22 protein-coding genes are annotated in these 21,141 nt (G+C 47.3%); 17 read left to right on the top strand and 5 right to left on the bottom strand.

Going from position 1 to position 21,141, the window contains the following annotated elements:
- The first annotated feature begins 14 nt into the window (after positions 1-14).
- The 15 genes from BM283_RS05230 (at position 15) to BM283_RS05160 (ending at position 15,546) form a co-directional block, all read left to right on the top strand.
- Positions 15-695: an ABC transporter ATP-binding protein gene (locus BM283_RS05230; RefSeq protein WP_090690656.1), complete on the top strand. Its 681-nt coding sequence runs from the start codon at positions 15-17 to the stop codon at positions 693-695.
- On the top strand, positions 692-3,241 hold the full coding sequence (locus BM283_RS05225) for an ABC transporter permease (RefSeq protein WP_090690424.1): 2,550 nt from the start codon (positions 692-694) through the stop codon (positions 3,239-3,241). Before BM283_RS05230 ends, BM283_RS05225 begins: the two co-directional genes overlap by 4 nt.
- A 6-nt stretch (positions 3,242-3,247) precedes the next feature.
- Positions 3,248-4,318: a lipocalin-like domain-containing protein gene (locus BM283_RS05220; protein ID WP_090690422.1), complete on the top strand. Its 1,071-nt coding sequence runs from the start codon at positions 3,248-3,250 to the stop codon at positions 4,316-4,318.
- Between the two features lie 32 nt (positions 4,319-4,350).
- Positions 4,351-4,545, top strand: coding sequence for a hypothetical protein (locus BM283_RS05215; protein WP_139225193.1), 195 nt, complete (start codon positions 4,351-4,353; stop codon positions 4,543-4,545).
- A 262-nt stretch (positions 4,546-4,807) separates the two neighbouring features.
- Entirely contained in the window at positions 4,808-5,488 is a 681-nt protein-coding gene (locus BM283_RS05210; protein WP_217646445.1) for a hypothetical protein, read from the top strand.
- 198 nt (positions 5,489-5,686) lie between these two features.
- Positions 5,687-6,142, top strand: coding sequence for a type VII toxin-antitoxin system MntA family adenylyltransferase antitoxin (locus BM283_RS05205; protein WP_090690418.1), 456 nt, complete (start codon positions 5,687-5,689; stop codon positions 6,140-6,142).
- Positions 6,139-6,552 carry a type VII toxin-antitoxin system HepT family RNase toxin gene (locus BM283_RS05200; RefSeq protein ID WP_090690416.1) on the top strand — a complete coding sequence of 138 codons (414 nt, stop codon included), beginning with the start codon at positions 6,139-6,141 and terminating at the stop codon, positions 6,550-6,552. The genes BM283_RS05205 and BM283_RS05200 overlap by 4 nt, the downstream gene beginning before the upstream one ends.
- A 117-nt stretch (positions 6,553-6,669) precedes the next feature.
- Positions 6,670-7,326: a DUF938 domain-containing protein gene (locus tag BM283_RS05195; RefSeq protein WP_090690413.1), complete on the top strand. Its 657-nt coding sequence runs from the start codon at positions 6,670-6,672 to the stop codon at positions 7,324-7,326.
- Positions 7,326-8,060 (top strand): SDR family NAD(P)-dependent oxidoreductase, encoded by a 735-nt coding sequence (locus tag BM283_RS05190; protein ID WP_090690412.1) that lies wholly within the window; start codon positions 7,326-7,328, stop codon positions 8,058-8,060. The genes BM283_RS05195 and BM283_RS05190 overlap by 1 nt, the downstream gene beginning before the upstream one ends.
- 20 nt (positions 8,061-8,080) lie before the next feature.
- Positions 8,081-8,689: a DUF1326 domain-containing protein gene (locus BM283_RS05185; protein WP_090690409.1), complete on the top strand. Its 609-nt coding sequence runs from the start codon at positions 8,081-8,083 to the stop codon at positions 8,687-8,689.
- Between the two features lie 215 nt (positions 8,690-8,904).
- Positions 8,905-9,660 carry a DUF2182 domain-containing protein gene (locus BM283_RS05180; protein WP_090690407.1) on the top strand — a complete coding sequence of 252 codons (756 nt, stop codon included), beginning with the start codon at positions 8,905-8,907 and terminating at the stop codon, positions 9,658-9,660.
- Between the two features lie 95 nt (positions 9,661-9,755).
- The gene (locus tag BM283_RS05175) at positions 9,756-10,724 is read left to right on the top strand and encodes an ankyrin repeat domain-containing protein (protein ID WP_090690405.1); all 969 of its coding nucleotides are present in this window, start codon (positions 9,756-9,758) and stop codon (positions 10,722-10,724) included.
- 231 nt (positions 10,725-10,955) lie between these two features.
- Entirely contained in the window at positions 10,956-13,364 is a 2,409-nt protein-coding gene (locus tag BM283_RS05170; protein WP_090690403.1) for a DNA translocase FtsK, read from the top strand.
- A 252-nt stretch (positions 13,365-13,616) separates the two neighbouring features.
- Positions 13,617-14,231: an outer membrane lipoprotein periplasmic chaperone LolA gene (lolA, locus tag BM283_RS05165; RefSeq protein ID WP_046851421.1), complete on the top strand. Its 615-nt coding sequence runs from the start codon at positions 13,617-13,619 to the stop codon at positions 14,229-14,231.
- The gene (locus BM283_RS05160; RefSeq protein ID WP_090690401.1) at positions 14,224-15,546 is read left to right on the top strand and encodes a replication-associated recombination protein A; all 1,323 of its coding nucleotides are present in this window, start codon (positions 14,224-14,226) and stop codon (positions 15,544-15,546) included. Before lolA ends, BM283_RS05160 begins: the two co-directional genes overlap by 8 nt.
- A gap of 56 nt (positions 15,547-15,602) precedes the next feature.
- Here the strand turns inward: BM283_RS05160 and BM283_RS05155 are convergent, their stop codons facing one another.
- Both BM283_RS05155 and BM283_RS05150 read right to left on the bottom strand, forming a co-directional pair.
- Entirely contained in the window at positions 15,603-16,814 is a 1,212-nt protein-coding gene (locus tag BM283_RS05155; protein ID WP_254776190.1) for a CapA family protein, read from the bottom strand.
- Between the two features lie 24 nt (positions 16,815-16,838).
- Entirely contained in the window at positions 16,839-17,378 is a 540-nt protein-coding gene (locus BM283_RS05150) for a THUMP domain-containing protein (RefSeq protein ID WP_090690399.1), read from the bottom strand.
- Between the two features lie 481 nt (positions 17,379-17,859).
- Between BM283_RS05150 and BM283_RS05145 the strand changes: the two genes are divergently transcribed.
- Together BM283_RS05145 and BM283_RS05140 are read left to right on the top strand one after the other, a co-directional pair.
- Positions 17,860-18,378 carry a DUF2780 domain-containing protein gene (locus BM283_RS05145; RefSeq protein WP_090690397.1) on the top strand — a complete coding sequence of 173 codons (519 nt, stop codon included), beginning with the start codon at positions 17,860-17,862 and terminating at the stop codon, positions 18,376-18,378.
- Between the two features lie 309 nt (positions 18,379-18,687).
- On the top strand, positions 18,688-20,010 hold the full coding sequence (locus tag BM283_RS05140; RefSeq protein ID WP_090690394.1) for a pyridoxal-dependent decarboxylase: 1,323 nt from the start codon (positions 18,688-18,690) through the stop codon (positions 20,008-20,010).
- 38 nt (positions 20,011-20,048) lie between these two features.
- Here BM283_RS05140 and BM283_RS05135 read toward each other — a convergent pair whose 3' ends face one another.
- The 3 genes from BM283_RS05135 to BM283_RS19265 form a co-directional block, all read right to left on the bottom strand.
- Positions 20,049-20,381 (bottom strand): SMR family transporter, encoded by a 333-nt coding sequence (locus BM283_RS05135; protein WP_090690393.1) that lies wholly within the window; start codon positions 20,379-20,381, stop codon positions 20,049-20,051.
- A gap of 37 nt (positions 20,382-20,418) precedes the next feature.
- Positions 20,419-20,802, bottom strand: coding sequence for a hypothetical protein (locus tag BM283_RS05130; RefSeq protein ID WP_175492037.1), 384 nt, complete (start codon positions 20,800-20,802; stop codon positions 20,419-20,421).
- Between the two features lie 155 nt (positions 20,803-20,957).
- A partial coding sequence (locus tag BM283_RS19265) for a hypothetical protein (protein ID WP_217646444.1) occupies positions 20,958-21,141 on the bottom strand: 184 nt, incomplete at its 5' end.

Genomic DNA, 21,141 nt, shown 5'->3' with positions numbered 1-21,141 from the left:
ACAATGGTTTTATGATGAAAAATACTGCTGCATTGGAACTACGTGGCATCAGCAAGACTTACGCGAATGGAAGGCAGGTGCTGTCCGATTTATCTTATGCCCTGGCTGCAGGGGAGTACGTGGCTATCATGGGGGAATCGGGTGTGGGTAAATCGACGCTACTGAATCTGATTGCCGGATTGGATATTCCTGATACCGGCGAGATATGGGTTGATGGCGTAGTGCTGTCAGCAGAAGATGACGAGGCCGCCACCTCCCTGAGGCGTCGTGATTTTGGCTTTGTCTTTCAGGCATTTCATGTCTTGCCTCATTTGACGCTGTTGCAAAATGTCGCATTGCCGCTGCTGCTCAATCATTTGCCGTTTGATCGTGCCCAACAAATGTTGGTGGCAGTGGGATTGCAGGGGCGAGAGCAGGATTTCCCGCGCCAGTTATCGGGAGGGGAATTACAGCGTGTCGCGATTGCGCGCGCACTGGTGCATCGGCCTCGCCTGGTTCTGGCTGATGAGCCGACAGGCAATCTAGATCCCGATACCGCTCAGGAAATTCTTCAATTGATGCGCAGTGAAATCAAAGCCAATGGTGCTGCCGGCATTATCGTTACCCACTCGCAAGCAGCCGCAGCAACAGCAGATCAAATCCTGCTGCTGAGCAAGACTGGCTTACAACCCGTGCTATCTCATCAACGCGTATGAGTCGTAGTCTTCTGTCCCGTTGGCTGTTGCTGGGAGAGTGGCAAGCGCATCGGCTACAAATCGTGGTTGCGCTCATTGCGATTGCGCTGGGCATTGCCATGGGTTTCTCGATTCATCTGATCAATACTGCGGCAGTCAATGATTTTTCTGCGGCCGCCAAAAGCTTGTCTGGTCAATCAGATTTCCAGGTGCGCGCAACGCAACCGACCTTTGATGAAATGCTTTATCCTCTTTTGGCACAGCATGAAAGCGTGGCAGTTGCCAGTCCGATACTGGAAATCCAGGCGGCCGTTCCTGGCGTGCCAGAGACTGACAAAAACAATACCCTGAAAATTCTGGGAATCGATGTGTACCACGCGGCTGCTGTAACACCCGATTTAGTCGGCGTGCCTGCGGAAGGGCGCGCTTTCGACATGCTGTCAGACGATGCCATTTTTCTGTCACCTGCAGCGATGGAATGGCTGGCAGTCAAGCAGGGTGACCAGCTGTCATTACGTCTGGGCACCCAAACTGTGGCATTGCGGGTAGCAGGTGGCCTCGTCAGAGCGCATGCCGGGCAGCGTATTGCGGTGATGGATATTGGGGCAGCACAGTGGCGCTTTAATCACGTTGGGTTGTTATCACGCATCGATCTTAAATTAAAACAGGGTGTCAATCACCCTTCATTTAAAGCGGCTCTTGAAGAGGAATTGCCCGTGCAATACCTGGTAACTGAAACGGTCGACCAGGAAAGGCGCATCCATAATATGTCGCGCGCCTATCGCATCAATTTGAATGTACTGGCACTGGTTGCGTTGTTTACCGGTGCTTTTCTGGTATTCTCGACCCAAGTGTTGTCCACTTTGCGGCGGCGACCGCACTTTGCGCTGCTACGCGTGCTTGGGTTGACGCGCAACCAAATTCTGCTGCAGATACTGCGTGAAGGTGGTCTGCTTGGAATGATGGGTTCTCTGCTGGGGCTCGGGCTGGGTTATGTATTTGCCGCAACCGCATTGCATGTTTATGGCGGGGATCTTGGCGGGGGATTTTTTCCTGAAATCAAACCGACTATTCAGATGAGCCCGCTGGCAGCTTTGCTTTTCTTTATACTCGGGGTGAGTGTGACCCTGTTAGGCAGCCTGCTGCCTGCCTGGGAAGCAGCTCAAGCCCATCCCGCGTCCGCGCTCAAATCGGGTAGTGAGGAGATGGCATTGGCAAAATTGCGAACTCCCTGGCCAGCACTCATCTGTTTACTATTGGCAGCTGTTCTCACGCATCTTCCGCCTGTGGCGGAACTGCCCCTTTTTGGCTATTTTGCGATAGCTTTGCTGCTGATCGGCGGCATTGCCTGGATGCCATCCTTGACTGCCTTGTTTTTTTCCGGGTTATTTCGCGTCTTTAACCGCCTGACAACGGGCGCGCTGGCTACTTTGGCATTAGCCAGACTGGCGAATGCGCCACAGCAAGCTGCGATTGCACTAGGAGGGGTCCTAGTAAGTTTCAGCCTCATGGTGGCCATGGCGATCATGGTGACGAGTTTCCGCATTTCGGTAGAAGATTGGCTGACGCGTATTCTGCCAGCTGATCTCTATGTGCGCACAGAGGTTCGCCAGGATGCGCTTGGCTTCACGCTGCAGGAGCAACAGGAAATTGCGGCAACAGCGAGCATTGAACGTATCGATTTCATCCGCTCACTGCAGCTTACCCTCGATCCAGCCCGACCGACTGTTACATTGATTGCCCGGCCAATCGATCAAGCTGATCCAGGCCACACTCTGCCGATGATAGATAATGCGCTAAATCCTGCAGAAATTCCTCTGGAGGCGATTCCCATTTGGGTATCGGAAGCGATGGTTGATCTTTATGATTACCAGGTGGGCAAGCGTGTGGCGTTGCCGTTGAGTGAGGCGCAGCAGGACTATATTGTGGCTGGTGTATGGCGTGACTATGGGCGTCAATATGGTGCTATCCAGATGCAGCTGACTGATTACAAAAAGATAACCGGGGAACGGCATGTCAATGAAGTAGCGCTCTGGCTACAGGCCGGGGTTGCGCCCGAGGAAATGATAGCCTCGTTGAAAGCGCTACCATTTGGCGAGTCGTTGACCTTCTGGCAACCGAATGTAATCCGGGCAATCAGCCTTAAGATTTTTGATCGCAGTTTTGCCATTACCTACCTGTTAGAGTTGATGGCGGTCGGGGTAGGTTTGCTCGGGGTGGCAGCCAGTTTCTCCGCGCAGGCACTGAGGCGTGTCAAGGAATTTGGCATGTTACGCCATATCGGGGTGACACGCGGTCAAATCTATCGCATGCTGGCACTGGAAGGGGGCTTGCTGGCTGGCTTTGGTATTACCATCGGATTTTTATTGGGAGGAAGTATCAGTCTGATTCTCATTTTTATCGTTAATCCGCACTCATTTCACTGGACGATGGAACTTCATCCACCTTGGCAGTGGCTGCTCATCATGGCGCTCGCCATGATGATGGCGGCGGCAGTGACGGCGTTGCTTGCCGGACGGCACGCGGTGGCGGGCAATGTGATACGTACAGTCAAAGAGGATTGGTAAGAGTCTATGTATAAGCTGGTATCGCTACTTCTTTTGTGGTTGACGTCACTGGGAGTATCTCTGGCAGCCCCGCCGGTATATACTTCTGTGACGCCACGAGCGCTGGTTTTTCCAGAGGATTTTGGGGCGCATGAAAATTTCCGCATTGAATGGTGGTATGTGACAGGCTGGTTGGAAACGCCCGATCAGCAGCCGCTGGGCTTCCAGGTTACTTTCTTCCGTCCGACCACTGAGCACGATGAGGATAATCCCAGCCGGTTTGCACCCAAACGGTTGATCATCGGTCATGCGGCGCTGACCGATCCAGCGGTCGGTAAACTGTTGCATGCAGAGAAAAGCGCGCGTGAGGGTTTTGATCTGGCTTATGCCAAGGCTGGTAATAGTAATGTGAAACTGGATGACTGGTATTTTATCCGGGGAGCGGATGGCCATTACCGCACCTATGCTAAAGGGGCTGATTTTACCCTTGAGCTTTCATTGACGCCGACGCAACCGTTGATGTTGCAGGATATGAATGGCTTTTCGCGCAAAGGGCCGAAACCAGCGCAGGCCAGCTATTATTATAGTGAGCCGCATTTGCAAGTCAGCGGCACGGTCACACGTGATGATCGGGTTTTACCTGTAAAAGGCAGCGCCTGGCTCGATCACGAATGGTCTTCGGAATTACTTGATCTGGATGCGGAGGGGTGGGACTGGACCGGCATCAATCTGGACGATGGTTCCGCGCTAGTGGCTTTTCAGATCCGTAGCAAGGATGGCAAGAAAGCATGGGCGTATGCCGGTTTGCGCAACCCCTCCGGCCACATGACCATTTTTTCGCCGGATGAAGTCAGTTTCCGCCCCGTGCGCACCTGGCGCTCTCCCCACACTGATGCGGTTTATCCGATCGCCATGCGCATCAAAACGGGGGATATCGAATGGCAGCTCGAACCGTTGCTGGATGATCAGGAACTCGATGCACGCCAATCGACGGGTGCGGTTTATTGGGAAGGGGCCGTTACCGTGACACGGGGTGGCCAGCCGGCAGGTCGCGGTTATCTGGAATTGACCGGATATGACAAGGTGCTGTCTATGTAGCTGAGGTCCATGTGGCTGATAAGAAGAGCAAGATGAAACTGACTGACAACGAAATTCGCGATATCACGCAGAGCCTGGAAGCGGGGACGCTGCCGGACAAATACCGTTTCCTGCTATTCGAAGATAAGCGCGAAGTGGAGTTGGTCTGGAATAGTAAGACGAACGAAGTGTGTAACATCGTGCTGCCCTTCAGACTTTTTGCTTGGCAATACAAAAATAATTGCTGAGTTCTGAGTAAGCCCTATGTGGGAAGCATCGAAGCATGCAAAATTCGACCATAACATTCCGCTGCATGCAGCGGGGATAGTCGTTTTTAGGTCGCTATTATTTTATTCGTGTCCGTCAATAAAGGATTACTCTTACGTGTTTGCACGTATTTCTTTGACCAGTGTTTTTCTATAATCTATTGAAGCACCAGAGCTTGATCAAAAAGAGCGTTTATTTTACTTATACACTCACAGCAGCAATTTGCATAATGGAGGCAAACCGTTGAATCGACAACCTGTACATATTAGCAAACACCTGTTATGGGCATGCGTGTCTTTTATGGTCTTGTTGTTCAGCATGCCATCCTCCGCTGCAACTACAGCTGCCATCTCTCCAGAACCCGGGAACTACTGCCCGAGCAGGAATATCCTACTAATCTCGGCGGAGGAACTCTCTGCCAGCTTGGGTTTGGTCATGAGTTCCAGAGCGGCGCTGGTAGATAAGGACCAGAAGACTGCGATCAGTAAACTGGCTTCTGCTGGAACCATATTGCGGCTAGCCGCCAGTCGCGGGGTAGCGGCACGAACCATTTTGTTGATTGATGCCATCATACAATCAAGAACGGGTGGGGATTATGCCCAGATGCTTGCATGGTTCCCCTTGTTACAGACATACCTGCTAACCCTGCCGAATGAAACGACTGTAAGCACTGCCGATGATTTGATTGGTCGCGCCGAGGACATCATGCAGGGAGAAGAAGGCGGCGATCCTTTGGTGCTGCTCAAGAAGGCGCGACACATGCTTGCCTGTGACGGCCTTGATATTCCACTTCAGGAAGCAATACAGGCACAAGACAATCTGATGAAACAACTCGATCAGAACACAAAAAGCGGTGCCTACGATACCCTCCTTGATTCACTACGCAGGGCGCTGGCATACACCGTGGGAAACAGTGAGAAATGATCCTCAGCTCAACATTACAGTTTAAGATATCGGCGCACCGCACAGCCGCATAATGGCACTAAAGTTTCACCAACCATTGTATTATAGCTACTCCATGGCCACGTCCCAGGTTGATCTACCAGTTTTACCCGTACCGGGTTCAAAACAGCATAACGGTTTAACTTTAACTTTATCAAATCGGGTTTCGTGAGTATAAGAATGATTAATCAGCGATACCACAGCGAATGTAGGGATGATATCGTGAACAGCGCGGAACAGCTGGTTCAGTGGATTTTGAATGCCTGGCCGGATACCCAGGCGGTTTACCTGTTTGGATCATGGGGTACGGAATATGAACAACCTGAAAGCGATGTAGATATCGCCGTGTTGTTGCCGCCCAAGCAGGCGAAAGAGACGGGTTCGCTTTTATTCAGTGAGCTACATCAGGCGCTGCAAATAGCGGTGAACAAGGATGTAGACTTGATCAATCTGCGCCTGGCTCCGACAGTGTTGCAAAAGGAGATTATTATGAGTGGTGAGCGGCTTTTTCAGAGCACTGGAACGGCTGCCGATGAATTTGAAATGCTGGTGCTCTCGTTCTATCAAAAGCTCAACGAGGAACGTGCGGATATTTTAGCGGAAGGTTTACGCAGCGGAAAATTCTACGATTCATGAACGATATTATTCTCAGTAAGAAAATCAGTATTGAACGTTGCCTCAAGCAAATCGATCAATATTACCGCATGGAAACCGGTTTGCCCTTTGTCAAGGATCAGCTTCGTCTGGATGCGGTGGCGATGAATTTGCAACGTGCCGCCGAATTAACAATCGATATAGCCAATCATCTGGTGAAAATTCGCAAACTCGGCTTGCCACGCGATAGCCGTGAATCCTTTACCCTGCTAGCGCAAGCCGGGATAATCGATGAGGCAATGATGCGTAAACTGCAAGGTATGGTTGGATTCCGAAATATTCTGGTGCATGAATACCAGGATTTAGATATGCATATCTTAATTGATGTGATCGAGCATCGTACCCAGGATCTGCTTGAATTTGCTAACCAGGCGCTGCATTGGGCAGGCTAAGTCTGATTCGCTTCGGATCGGTAGTTTTTATTTTGCCTTAATGTTTCTTATAATAATCAGTTAAATGTCAACGAATCGATTCCTTTGATATTACTTCATAATCAGGAGAAGTTGCGTATGAATCAAGAAATGCCGCCTTTAGATCCCCATCCGTTAAGCGAGTACGTTGCCTGGGCAGGCTCGCGCAACCGCGAACCCATTCTCGGTTTGCTCAAAGAGAAGTTACCCAAAGATCCTGAACGCATCCTGGAGTTAGCTAGTGGCAGTGGCATGCACATCAATTATTTTGCACCCCATTTTGATCATTTGCATTTTCAGCCATCCGATAAGGATACCGAGGTGTTTGACAATATCCAAAAGCTGACCAGTGAACGCGGCAACAACAACATTGCTGATCCTGTTCATCTGGACTTAACCAAGCCGGAGACCTGGTTTAATCCGGGACCGGAAAAATCATTTGCTGCAATTTTCTGTATCAATATTTTTCAGGTGGCACCTGTTTCGATTGCGGATGGCATGATGAAATGTGCGCAACATCTGCTTAAAGACGATGGATTTTTGTTGATTTATGGTCCTTTCCAGGTTCATGGAGAATTTTCTACCGATTCAAACCAAGAATTTGATGCAACACTTCGTTCGGCAGGTGCTGAAGAATGGGGGCTCAAAGATATAGCGGATTTAAAAAAAGTTGCGGCAAAGTATGGGCTGGAGCTTAAAGAGCAGATCGAGATGCCGAGCAATAACTTTTCGCTGATCTTTGGCAGAATAGGATAGTGAGTCAAGTGATTTCAGCCATCGTCGCCGGTGTCGGGCCAGTACGCGGATTAGGTGCAGCGCTTGCCAGTTGCTTTGCTGAAAAAGGTTTGCATGTCTTTATTGCTGGCCGCAGTGGAGATAAGCTCAAAGAAGTGGCGCAGCATATTGAACAAAGAGGAGGGTCAGTTACTCTCGTTGTGGCGGATATCACAGTCGATGAAGATGTGAGGCGATTGTTTGAAATCGTACGATCACGTGGTGATCCTATCGATATTGCCGCTTATAATGTGGATAGCAACATTCCCGCTCCCTTCCTGAAAACGGATACCAAAACATTTGCTGTCTTGTGGCGGCAGAATTGCCTGGGCGCTTTTTTGTTTGCCAAGCAAACAATTGGTATCATGCAAGCACAGCGACATGGTACTTTATTTTTTACCGGTGCAACCGCTTCCTTGAGAGCCAGACCTCCTTTTACGGCATTTGCATCTGCCAAGGCTGCTTTAAGGGCACTGGCACAAGGGTTGGCAAGGGAGTTTTCTTCTCAAGGCATTCATGTCGTTCATACTATTATTGATGGTGTCATCGATGGTGATCGAGCGCGTAGTCAGTTCCCGCAATACGTGGAAGCAAAGGGCGAGGCGGGATTACTGCAGCCCGATGCGATTGCACAAACCTATTGGGCAATTCATCAACAACCACCCAGCGCATGGACGCATGAATTGGATTTGCGGCCTTTTAAAGAACCTTTTTGATATCCCAACCAAGAAAAAATATGAATAAGACAACAAATTGGAGTTTACAGGGGAGTTATTTTGAAACCTGTAATTGTGTCACATCCTGCCCTTGTATCTGGCTGCAACCTCCCTCTGAAGGCAATTGCAAATTACTGGTTGCCTGGCATATCGAATCCGGTCACCTCGAGAATCAATTGCTGGATGGATTAAATGTCGCTTTGGCCTGTTACTCTCCCGGTACTATGATAGAGGGTAACTGGCAGGCTGCCCTCTATGTGGATGAGCGCGCGAATGATGAGCAGTTCAATGCGATTACCCAGATATTCAGTGGCCAACAGGGTGGACATCCCGCGCTTTTAATGAGTTTTGTCGGTGAAGTATTAGGAGCCAAAAAAGTTAAAATCGATTACCAGGAACAAGGTAATAAGCGGCAGCTGAGTATTCCTGGCATTGCTCAGGCAGAAATCGAAGGTATTCAAGGCATCAAAGGGGGCGATGCCACCATTGACAATCCACCGTTATGCGTGGTAACCAGTCACCCAGCTGTAGTCGCACGATCCAGCAATTATCAGTATCAGGATTACGATAAGGTCTGGAAATTTACAGAGCGCAATGGATTTTATTCTCCTTTTGTTTACCAACCTTGAATAGTGGCAAGAATGGCGCAGAATCTAAATGAAGCTGTTATGACATTCTGAACAGTAATTTCTTCATTTTTGCAGTTTGTTTATCGAGAATAATTTTGTTTTCAAATCAAATTGACGCGAAGGCGAGCCGCAGGCAATATCAACCATACGGCAAGGGAAAGCCGACAAAGTCAGGTTTGATTTAGAAATGGACTAAGAACCGTTATGTGCTTATCATGCTTAATACGCCATCCGTGATTTTGCTATGCTTATCAGCTGTCGTGATCGTTGCTTGGGCCCATTTGTTTCATCAGCATTGGCAGATGGCTTCACTACCGATGTCGGACATGTGGATGCTTTCAGCAGACATTTCATCATGGCAGCTTATCGATTTCGGATGGGTTTATTCCATGTGGGCAGTGATGATGGCTGCCATGATGTTGCCCTCAGCTATTCCTATGTTTCTGGTATTTTCCCGGATCTGCAAGCAACGGTATCAAACTTCTTATCATTTAAATCTCCTGTTTATTCTGGCTTACCTGGTAGTATGGTCTGTGTTCAGTATGGTAATGACAGGATTGCAGTGGCAAATGCATGGGCTGCATTTTTTGTCTCCCATGATGGATAACCAGAATGAACGTTTGGCAGCTGCCATTTTTATCGGTGCAGGCATCTATCAATTGACGTCCTGGAAAAGTGGTTTTTTACAATCCTGTCGATCACCGATGGGTTTTTTATTAACCGAATGGCGAGAAGGTGCGCTGGGTGTTTTTTATGTAGGGTTAAAGCACGGCAGTGTTTGCGTGGGATGTTGTTGGGCGCAGATGCTCATCATGTTTGCAGTAGGCGTAATGAATTTGCCAGGTATGGCACTGATCACCTTACTTGTTACGGCAGAAAAAATTGTGCCTGGCAAGAGCCAGCTAATTTGCAGAATAGGCGGAGTTCTGTTGATAGCATGGGGAAGCTGGTTAGTCGGAGCACAGCCTTGATTGAGTGTTATTTTGCTTATAAAAAATAGCCCGACTTGAAAGGGGGTGCGTTATACTTGGCCCCTATTAAAGGTCACGTTATTTCAGGTAGATTAATGAAAGATATCAAAATTTTGCTTGGAGAGAAATTCAAGTGCTTATACTTTATAACGATAGTAACCACCATGCTGCTCATTCAGGCATCGGTGAGCTTTGCTGACAATAAGGAAGTCGATTTCCTCAAGGCAGCCATGACAGGCGATATCGCAACTGTCGAAAAATCATCAAAAGAAGATATTAAGATCGATCTGCAGAACCCTGATGGGTTTACCGCACTGGCGGTGGCTGCGCAGAATGGCCATGCTGCTGTCGTGAACTTACTATTAAAAAATAATGCGGCGGTTGATCTCCAGAATGTTCAAGGAGGAACCGCGTTGCTGCTAGCAGCTAAGAATGGCCATGCGGATATAGTTGATGCCTTGTTGGCTAAAGGCGCCAATCCCGATCTGCAAAACAAAAACGGTTTATCACCTTTGATGATTGCCTCTGCTCTTGGTCATACTGCTATCGTCAACACTTTATTAGCAAAAGGAGCCAATCCGAATTTGCAAGACGAGACTCAAACAACTGCACTGCACTTGGCTGCTCAGAATGGTCATTTGGAAATTGTCAAGGCATTGCTAGCAAAAGGGGGCAAGCCTGATCTGCAAGACACAAATGGTGCTTCTGCGCTGATTTTAGCTGCTTTGTCAGGTCATCAGGCAGTGGTTGAAACACTGCTGGCCAGTGGTGCACAGCCTAATCTAAAGGCGGTCAACGATTTTACCGCACTGATATTGGCTGCCCAGAATGGTCAGACAACTGTGGTTGAAACCTTGCTGGCGAAAGGTGCCAATATAGACCAACAGAATCAGGATGGCGTCACGGCATTGATGTGGGCGGCCCTCCACGAGCATGAGGATGTGGTTAAATTGTTATTAGCAAAAGGTGCGAATCCCGAGCTTAAAAGTGCGAGCGGAAAAACTGCATTGGATATGGCCAAGAATCCAGCGATCATTGAGTTGCTTAAAACTGCCAACAATTAGATAAGCTTTTCTGAATTCAACCATTGCTCAGATTTCGTAAGAAGGCTGTTTCACCAGAAAGTTTGACCATAGACCATAATAGCTTACTTATGATGAGATACTGATCCATATGCTTATTGTTTCTCTGATTCATAAGGGTATGCACGGATAATGGTAAAAATTTGCTTAATAATTTCTTTATAATTTTCATAACCTCAAACTGGGTTTTGTTTCTTTATTTCTAATATTCGCATGGCCGCTGTCAATAAACCAATGGCGAAAAAGGCTAATACTAATCCTTTGCCGCCAAGAATCGCCAAATTGTTCCGAGAAGCAGGCTGTCTGATACTAAGCGGCATTGCCTTGTATCTGATATTGATTTTTATTAGTTTTGATCGTGCTGATCCTGGTTGGTCACATAGCGATCATATCGATCAGATCGGTAATGCCGGGGGAAGAGCCGGTGCATGGCTGGCAGATTTGTTGCTCTACCTGTTTGGTGCTTCAGCGTGGTGGTGGGTGGTTTTTTTCCTTTCGGCAGTCTTCTGGAGCTACCGCCGCATCGATATTGCCAGTATCTTTGATCCACGTGCACTGCTCATTTCACTGACAGGCTTTATGATTCTGCTGACAGCCAGTAGCGGTTTCGAGTCACTTCGTTTGAATACGATTAACCTATCACTTCCCTTGGTACCGGGAGGAATACTGGGCGAAACCCTGAGTAAAAGTCTTTCCCTGATACTCGGTTTTACTGGTACCTCGCTCATTCTGGTCATTTTGATGGCGATAGGATTCAGTCTGTTTTCCGGGTTATCCTGGGTACGCATCACTGAAATGATAGGCGAAGCTATTGAAGAATCTTGCCTATCTCTATGGAACCGCTTATTGGCTCTGCGAGATCGTCGCCATGAAGTAATTTCCTTCTTGATGCGCTTTAAGAAAAATAAACAAGACAATGAGTCGATCAGAGAGGCTCCCATGCGTTTTAAGGAAGATAAAGAAGACAATGAGCCGATCAGGGAGGTGCCGAGAAAGCCTGTCAGAGAGAATCAAAAAAAGCCTCCTGCCGAGCCTTCTTCCCCACCGTTTCGGATAGAGCTGCCTGAAACCGCTATTCAGAAACCGGCTCGCCCTGTTAAAGAAAAAATAACCTCTTCTTTTACCGATTCATCTGATCCGCTGTTGCCACCGCTTCATTTGCTGGATGAGCCGCAAAAAGATGTTGAGCTGTTATCTAATGACACGCTGGAATTTACTTCCCGTCTGATTGAACGCAGGTTGCAGGAGTTTGGGGTTGAAGTCAAAGTAGTGTCTGCCCATCCTGGGCCGGTCATTACGCGTTATGAAATTGAACCTGCTGTCGGTGTTAAAGGCAATCAAATCATTAATCTCGTCAAGGATCTGGCGCGCGCGCTTTCCGTTGCCAGCATTCGTGTGGTCGAAACCATTCCTGGCAAAACTACGATGGGTCTGGAGATTCCTAATCCCAAGCGGCAAATGGTTCGGCTGTATGAGATCCTCAGTTCTCAGCCGTATGCGGATATGGCATCACCTTTGACCATTGCACTCGGCAAGGATATCAGCGGTCGCCCGATTGTATCTGATCTCGCGAAAATGCCGCATGCACTGGTGGCAGGTACGACCGGCTCGGGTAAATCAGTGGCGATCAATGCAGTCATTCTGAGTCTGCTTTACAAAGCCACACCTGAGCAAGTCCGGCTCATTCTGATTGACCCGAAAATGCTGGAGCTGTCCGTTTATGAAGGAATTCCTCATTTGCTGACTTCGGTGGTGACGGATATGCGTGATGCAGCCAATGCGCTCAACTGGTGCGTGGCTGAAATGGAACGGCGTTATAAGCTGATGTCCTCGCTCGGAGTGCGTAACCTTGCTGGCTATAACCAGAAAGTCCGTGATGCCAAAAATAATGAGGAAATCCTGACTAATCCTCTGAGTATAGCGCCGGATGGACCGGCGCAACTGGAAGAAATGCCACTGATTGTGGTGGTGATCGATGAGCTGGCTGATCTGATGATGATCATGGGGAAAAAGGTCGAGAAACTGATCGCGCGGCTTGCACAGAAAGCTCGTGCGGCGGGCATCCATCTGCTACTGGCAACACAACGGCCTTCGGTCGATGTTATCACAGGTCTGATCAAAGCCAATATTCCTACTCGAGTCGCTTTCCAGGTTTCCAGTAAAATTGATTCGCGTACCATTCTTGATCAAATGGGTGCAGAAGCCTTGCTTGGTCAGGGTGACATGCTCTACCTGCCACCAGGCAGCGGTTATCCGCAGCGGGTCCATGGCGCATTCGTGGCTGACCATGAAGTGCATCAAGTGGTGGAATATCTCAAGGAACACGGCGAACCGTGCTATGTTGAGGAAGTGCTCAAAGCAAGCGATGAAGACAGTGAATTGAGCGGTGAGAATGGTGAAACGGGCAGGCAGGCAGGAGGGGAATCGGATCCACTGTATGATGAAGCAGTAGCCATTGTGCTCAAATCACGCCGCGCTTCGATCTCACTGGTGCAGAGACAATTGCGTATCGGTTACAATCGCGCAGCGCGCCTGATCGAAGAAATGGAACGCGCTGGTCTTGTTTCTGCCATGCAAAGTAATGGTAACCGGGAAGTTTTAGCCCCTAACCGAGATGACTAAGGAAGCAGTGATTAATTGCCTGTGCAAGTGAATGGCCGTGTTGAGGTGGTACTCAGAAACTCGCAAACTCGCAAACTCGCAAACTCGCTTTGCTCGTTTTGTCGTTTCTCACGCTCTGTCCACCTTGCACTTGATCTTAGCTCGACTAATTAATCAAAGTGTTCGTGCGTGAATAATGATCAAATTGAATAGGATAATAAAAACATGCCTAACCATACCCGCTCCATTCGAATATTATTTTTAAGGAGCAGCATGATTCGATTTAGCTTATATTGGTTACTTTGCTTACTTCCTGTTTTTGCTCAAGCCTCTGCTATCGATAGCCTGAGAACATTCGTGCAGAAAGCACAAACTTTCAAAGCGGTATTTTCACAAACTTTGCTTAATAAAAATATTCAGGTAATGCAGGAAGCTACTGGCGTGATGATGTTTGAACGACCGGGCAAGTTTCGCTGGACGTATGAGAAACCCTACCAGCAATTGATCGTCGGTGACGGCAGCAGGGTATGGTTCTATGATCAGGATCTCAATCAAGTGACAGTACGCCGGCTGGATGTGGCGATCGGCAGTAGTCCGGCTGCTTTATTAGCGGGCAGCAGCACGATCGAACGAAATTTTGATCTTGCAGAAATCGAGGTGAATGATGAGATGGAATGGCTGGAAGCTATCCCCAAAACTAAGGAAAGCACCTTTGAATTGATCCGCATGGGATTTTCTCAAAAAGGAGAATTGCGTGAAATGGTTTTACGCGATAATTTCGGTCAATTTACCTTATTGGTATTTACTGATCTCGAAACCAATCCCGTTCTTTCCCCCGATTTATTTCAGTTTACTCCACCCAAAGGCGCCGATGTGATCAGTGACTGATCTATTTACCCAGCAAAAACCCATTGCACCACTAGCTGAGCGCTTACGTCCCCAATCCTTGAATGAGGTCATTGGTCAAACGCACCTGTTAGGTGCGGGCAAGCCCCTCCGTCTTGCTTTTGAATCGGGCAAACCGCACTCCATGATTTTATGGGGGCCACCGGGCAGTGGCAAAACGACTCTGGCACGTCTCATGGCGCACGTGTTTGATGCTGAATTTATTGCGCTGTCGGCAGTACTGTCCGGGGTAAAAGATATCCGTGAAGCAGTCGAACGGGCGCAGCAGATATTGCAGCAATCAGGTCGCCGCACTCTATTGTTCGTGGATGAAGTCCATCGCTTTAATAAGGCGCAACAAGATGCTTTCCTGCCCTATGTCGAGCAGGGATTGATTACCTTTATCGGTGCTACTACCGAAAACCCCTCCTTTGAAGTCAATCGCGCACTGCTCTCGCGCGCGCAAGTGTATATGCTGAGCCCTTTATCCGAAGAGGAGCTTAAGCAATTGCTTGAGCGCGCCTGCCAGTTAGCGCTGCAGAAAATACATTTCTCAGAGGAAGCAAAACATCTCCTGATCACTTTTGCCGATGGCGATGCGCGGCGTCTGCTCAACTTGCTCGAGCAGACGGATATTGCTGCCGAGACTGAAGAAATAAGTGAGACCAATGCAGATTTTGTGCGCAATGTACTATCGCGCAGTATGCGTCTTTTTGATAAAGGTGGTGACGAATTTTATGATCAGATTTCAGCCTTGCACAAATCGATCCGTGGTTCTTCCCCGGACGCCGCTCTTTACTGGATGTGCCGCATGCTCGATAGTGGTGCCGATCCGCTCTATATCGGCCGACGCCTCATTCGTACGGCCACCGAGGATATCGGCCTTGCTGATCCGCGTGCACTGACCATTACGCTCGATGCCTGTAACGCTTATGAACGCCTCGGCAGCCCGGAAGGTGAATTGGCGCTGGTGCAGGCAACGCTCTACCTGGCCTGTGCCCCAAAAAGCAATGCAGCCTACCTTGCTTACAAAAAAGCCCGCTCATATGTCGAGCACGATCAATCGCGCCGTGTGCCGCTACGATTACGCAACGCACCTACCAAGCTTATGAAAGACATGGGTTTCGGGCAACACTATCGTTACGCGCATGATGAGCCGGAAGCTTATGCCGCGGGGGAAAGTTATCTCCCAGATGACATGCCGCCAGTGGATTTCTATCACCCTACCTCTTACGGGCTGGAGGCGAAAATTGCTGAAAAATTGCAGTATCTAAAGAAGCTGGATGAACAGGCAAAAAAGCGTCATACAAAACCTTGAGTGATGAATAAAAACATCATACAGGACGAATATGCTTGCATCATTCTGCTAGTATTCTAGTAAATAACTTTTAATGTCTGGTCTGATGTGAGTTCGATTCTGCAATTGAGTTTGTTGCTGTGTTCATCCAAGGTGCCCTGCAGCCAATGTGCATCTTCTGCTGAAGCGCGGTTCAACCGGAAATGCTTGATTTGCAGCGGCACCATTTCCAAGCTAACCAATTTACCCGTAGCAGGTGCAATGCTGACAAAATACATCAGGGATAAGTCGCCACGATAATGCTCGTGACCACCTATGCCTTCATAATCATTCAGGAAATCACCGCATCCATACAAAATAAGTTTTTCTTTGTACACTTCCAGTCCGATAGGGTGATGGGAAGAATGTCCATGCAGCAAGTCTATCTCGGCAGAATCAATCAGCATGTGAGCAAAATCAATGTGTTCCTCGGGAATACGGTAACCCCAATTTCCGCCCCAGTGGATGGAAACAATGACAATATCGCCCGGGTGCTTGTATTGACGCACGAGCGTTGCAATTTGATCAACCGTTTTGCGGGATAAATCGGTTAAAAAGTAAACACCTGCTTTCCTGGCCGAAGCTGCCCATTCATACGCAATGCCGCTGGATTCCGTGCCACAGGAAATGATAATGATTCTTCCTTTTAAGGGAATATCTAGAATAGCCGGCGATTGTGCTGCCTGCAAGTTTGCACCGGCACCGGCAGTTTTGATATGAGCATTTGCCAGGATGCGTAAGGTTTCGGTCAAACCGGCATATCCCCAGTCCAGTACATGATTATTTGCCAGTACACAGCAATCAATCTTTGCAACGGTGAGAGAGGGCATATTTTGAGGATGCATGCGGTAGTGGATGCCTTTATTCACCCAAAACTCATCGCTGGTAGTAATGCTCGTTTCCAGATTAATTATGCGTGCATCGGGTGCTATTTTTTCCAGTTCAACCAGTGCATCGCCCCAAATATAATCGAAGCTTACCGGTCTGGGAATTTTGCCATTGATTGCTTCGGCCAGTTCGACATACTCTTGCGCATTTTGTACATAGGGTTCATATAATTGCGGTTTGCTGGGGTAGGGCAATATTTGATCGATTCCTCTACCCGTCATCACATCACCGCATAAAAATAGTGTAATGGGCGTTTTTTGTGTGGATGCTTCAGAGTCGGTTATTGCCATTGCTTTCTCGATATCGGTAGTCAATGTCAGGAGCGCTGCGGATGATTGGATTAGAAAATCGCGTCGTTTCATTTGAACTCATCAGTCATTGCTGAATTATCTCAATTTCAAGAACGGATAGCAGTTGCGTTGTTCACGGGTCCATAACGAGAAGCCTGCCTGCTGTGCGACGATTTCAACATCCAGAATGACGTCAGGATCATCAAATGTTACTTTGCCCTCAGCTCCTTGTGATCGTAATTGCTCATTCAGATAGTCGCCAAGTAACCCTGCTTCATCCTGGCTTTTTATCGTGCCATAGAAGCCACGCCGATGCATACGTACATGAAAACTGCGATGGGCCAATTGGGGCAGAAATGACTGAATGCACTGTTTGGCCTTTTCCTCGAATGCTGAGAGTGTCTGAAAAAAGAAGCAGTGAGTACAAGGAATGACTCGACAGAATACGCGCCTATAAGCTGGGTCTTTTTGCATGCCCTGAAGAAAAGATTTGAGAAAGGTTTCGGTATTCTCAACCTTGAGGGTCAGCACGTTGCGAAAAGGTGTCTTTGCCACATGATCATAATGCGATAGTAAAGAGAAAGCTTGCTTGAAGCCATTTTCTGCGATAGTGACCACAACGTTCCAATCTTTCATTATGGTTTACCTTCGAATGATAAGGAGATGAGGGTATGCATGGTTAGGCTTTAGAGAAATATGCCAAGCCTCAATAATTAGTCCATTTCTAAATTAAAGCTAACTTTGTTGGCTTTGCCTTGCCATATTATTTATACTGTGTGCAGTCTGCCTTCATCTCATGTTTGATTTAGAAATAAAATCAATCATTGGAATAGGCGTGCATGATGATGGTTCCTGAGTTTGTTGGGTTTGTGAGAACGAAATTTGATGATATCAATCAAATAAAAATAGCAGGCGCCTAACCTTCAAATAGTATTATTACTGTGTCCAGCCACATCATTCTTTATCAAAAATCAGCAGAATCGGTGTAAGCTAATCATTCCTATAAAGTTTTGATGATTACGAAGATAGAGGAAACAGTATTTATCTCATTATCTAAATTATTCGTGTGATTCTGATTTCCTATCAAGAACAGTCTTTTTATAGAGGAGTGTGAGTGATGAAAACAATCAGATTGATAAGTGTATTTTTTTCTTTGAGTATTACGCTATTGGTGTTCGGTCATGCCAATGCAGTCGATTTGGGGCAACTCCCAAGTGCTAGTGAAGCTTTAGAGCAGGGTAGACAAGTTTTACCAGGTAGTGAGGCTGCAAAAACGGTTGTGCCAGCCGAAATTCCTGCGACTGGACTGACCAAGGAATTAATGCAGCAATTTGGCGTCAATCAGCGGCAAGCTGAAGCGGGGGCAGGTTCTCTGTTCCAGTTAGCCAAAACCAAAATGTCAGCAGAGGATTTTACCGCGCTGACTGATGCAGTTCCTGAAGTCCCCCATTTAATGACGGTTGCACCACCGCCAAGTCCACTTGGAGGAGCTGGTATGACAGCTACTTTCTTGGAAATTGGCATGAAGCCTGAAATGGTCAAAAATTTTATACCTACCATAGTGCAATATGTTGAAAGTAGTGGCGGCAGTGCCGTTGCGGCCGCACTTAAATCCGCATTGATGAGTGGCATGTAGCCTTTTCAATGAAAGAAGGTCTGCCCGGCTGACGCTATTTACTGCAGTAAGCGGGCAGATTACTGATCTTGTTCATAGCAAACTGGGATAATGCTGTTCTTGCGTTATTTCATTTCTAAAGCAAGCCTGATTTTGTCAGCTTTGCCTTGCCATATGAGTTATATGATCTGTGACTCGACTTTGCATCATGTTTGGTTTGGAAATGGAATGAGCTAATTAAAAAAAGAAACGAAAAGAATGAGTCTCTTTTTTGCTTCACTTTCTTATTTATTATAATTCAATAAAATAATTGTCCAGGAAATGAACGCTATGTTGATGAATCGACGGCAATCCCTTGGTTTGAGTGGCCCTACTGCCCTGATGGCTACTTGCTACCCCAATATAACGCCGGGTCACGCTCTTCTGTCTCATCCGCAACAACCTTCTGCTGAACTGCTAAAAAGTATGAAAGAGCTGCCAAAGCAAAAAAATATGCTTCTGGGGTATCCACTCAATATGGCTACGCCGCCGGAGGAGTTTTTCGTCTGGCGCAAAGAGTTATTTTCAGCTGGTCTTAATCAGTTTGGTTTTAACAACGTCGGCAATCCCTACGCTCATAGCCACATCCCTTTTAATAGTCATCTGTTTGAAAGAGAGCTTATAAACCGGTTCGGAACAGTATATGGTTTTTCACAAGACAATATCTGGGGTTTTCTCAGCAATAGTGGTACTGACAGCAATATGCACGGACTGTACATGGGCCGTACGCTGCTAAGAAGCCAGACAGGGGTGATGCCTAAAATATATTTCACGAGAGAAGCGCATTACTCCATCCAAATTCTCACAGATTTATTGAATCTGGAATGGGTAGTAGTCGGTACCGATCGCGATGGCAGCATGGATATAGATGATCTGGAAAGGCAATTAAAAGCAAATGACAATTATCCTGCTTTGGTAGTGGCAACGATTGGCACAACTTTCAAAGGTGCGGTCGATTCCATAGACGGTATCCAGGCAAAGCTTAAAGGCCGCACAGCTTATCTTCATCTGGATGCAGCGTTGTTTGGGGGTTATCTACCGCATACCCAGTTTGCGGCTGAGCTATTGCATGAGATCCCAGATGAGGGAACAGGGAGAAAAGTAAAACGTTATGATTCTATTGCCGTCTCATGTCATAAATTCTTCGGATTCCCTGCACCAGCAGGCTTATTCATCACGACCAGAGCAAACTTTGAGATGTTCCTTACTCAGTTTGGTCAGATTCATGACCCTGAATATATTCTGCAGATTCCTGGAACGGTTACTTGTTCGCGCGATGCGACGAAAGCTGCCGAGTTTTATTTTTTCAGCTCGGAAGCGGCTTTTAGCAAGCAAGCTGCTGATGCCAAAAGCATGCTGGATAATACGAGCTATTTATTAAAGGAAATGATGGCGCACTACGATTATTTACAGCCTGTGAGAGCCAATCCGCAATCCAATACGATTTATTTCAGAAAACCAAGTGATACCGTGGTCAATCGCTATAGTTTGGCGGCCATGGGAGTGGAGATCGATAAGGAACGTGTTCCTCATGTGCATGTGGTCGTGATGCCGCATGCCAGCAAGGAAATTCTGGATCGATTTCTAACTGATCTGGGTAAAAAGAGGGAGTAAGATTACTGCTTCTTGTTAATGAATTTCTTGTTAATGAATTAATGTGAAACCGTTTTGGAAAAGACATTAATGATCAGGACACCTGCAACGATCAGCAATAGGCCAATAATGGCTGGTATATCGAGGGATTGTTCTAAAAATAGCCACCCGATAATCGCAATGAGTACCACTCCTGCCCCTGACCAGATAGCGTAGGCGATACCTACCGGGATTATTTTGAGTGTGAGGGATAAAAGATAAAAAGCCAGCAAGTATCCGACCACAACGACCAATGATGGCCAAAAGCGAGTAAATCCTTCTGTTGCTTTGAGAAATGAGGTGGCAATTACTTCGCTTAGGATAGCGAGTGAAAGAAGAATCCATTGTTGCATTGATATGATTCCATGAAGATAAGGATTAAAGAATTGATTAGTTGATGTGCTTGAGTACAGTGAGGACTGAGCGAAGCCCTCCTTCAATGAATCCCTGGAAATCAGAATAAGCTTCGCCGCAAATATGTATATTCCTCTGGGAAATAGAATCAGCTACACCAAAACTTGCAAGCGCAGCGATTGACTGATCAACGAGTATCCCTGGCTTCCAGATATGGCAACCCGCTTCGAAGGGCTCTTTGCCCCAGTCACGGATGCCGAAACAGGTAATAGCCTGTGCCTGTTCTTTCTGTTCTTTTGGGCTGAGGCTTGCAGGGTGCGGTGTTAAATATTGCAGATATTGTTCGATAAGTCGCTCGTCGTGATTGATTTCTGCTCTTTCATGAGGTTCATTTTTAACAAAAAGCTTCCAATAATTCATGGAAGGGGCATCGCCATAAACCATCACCATGCCCCGTTTTTGATCGCCTTCTTCACGGTAATAATAATGGAGCTCTCGGGTTGGAATGGACGAGGCACGAGTTTTTGGTTTGGTTTTGGCGTGCCACCAAGGTGTTTTTGTGACAAAAAAACATTTTAATAATGGAATAGGGTCTGTTGACGTTTTAAGATAAGTATTTCATAGGTAGAAACAAACTCGTAATATTGGGGTTCCCATACCACCAACAAAACGAGTTTGCGATGCCCCGAATAATGCTCAATGATGAGTACTGGTCGAAGCTGGAGAAGATTCTGCTTCAAGAATCGATTTATAACAAGC

It is taken from the genome of Nitrosomonas sp. Nm34, from assembly GCF_900113925.1.
Classification (GTDB): Bacteria; Pseudomonadota; Gammaproteobacteria; order Burkholderiales; family Nitrosomonadaceae; genus Nitrosomonas.
The sequence above is the reverse complement of the archived record's forward strand: the minus strand, read 5'-3'. Positions and strand labels throughout refer to the sequence as shown.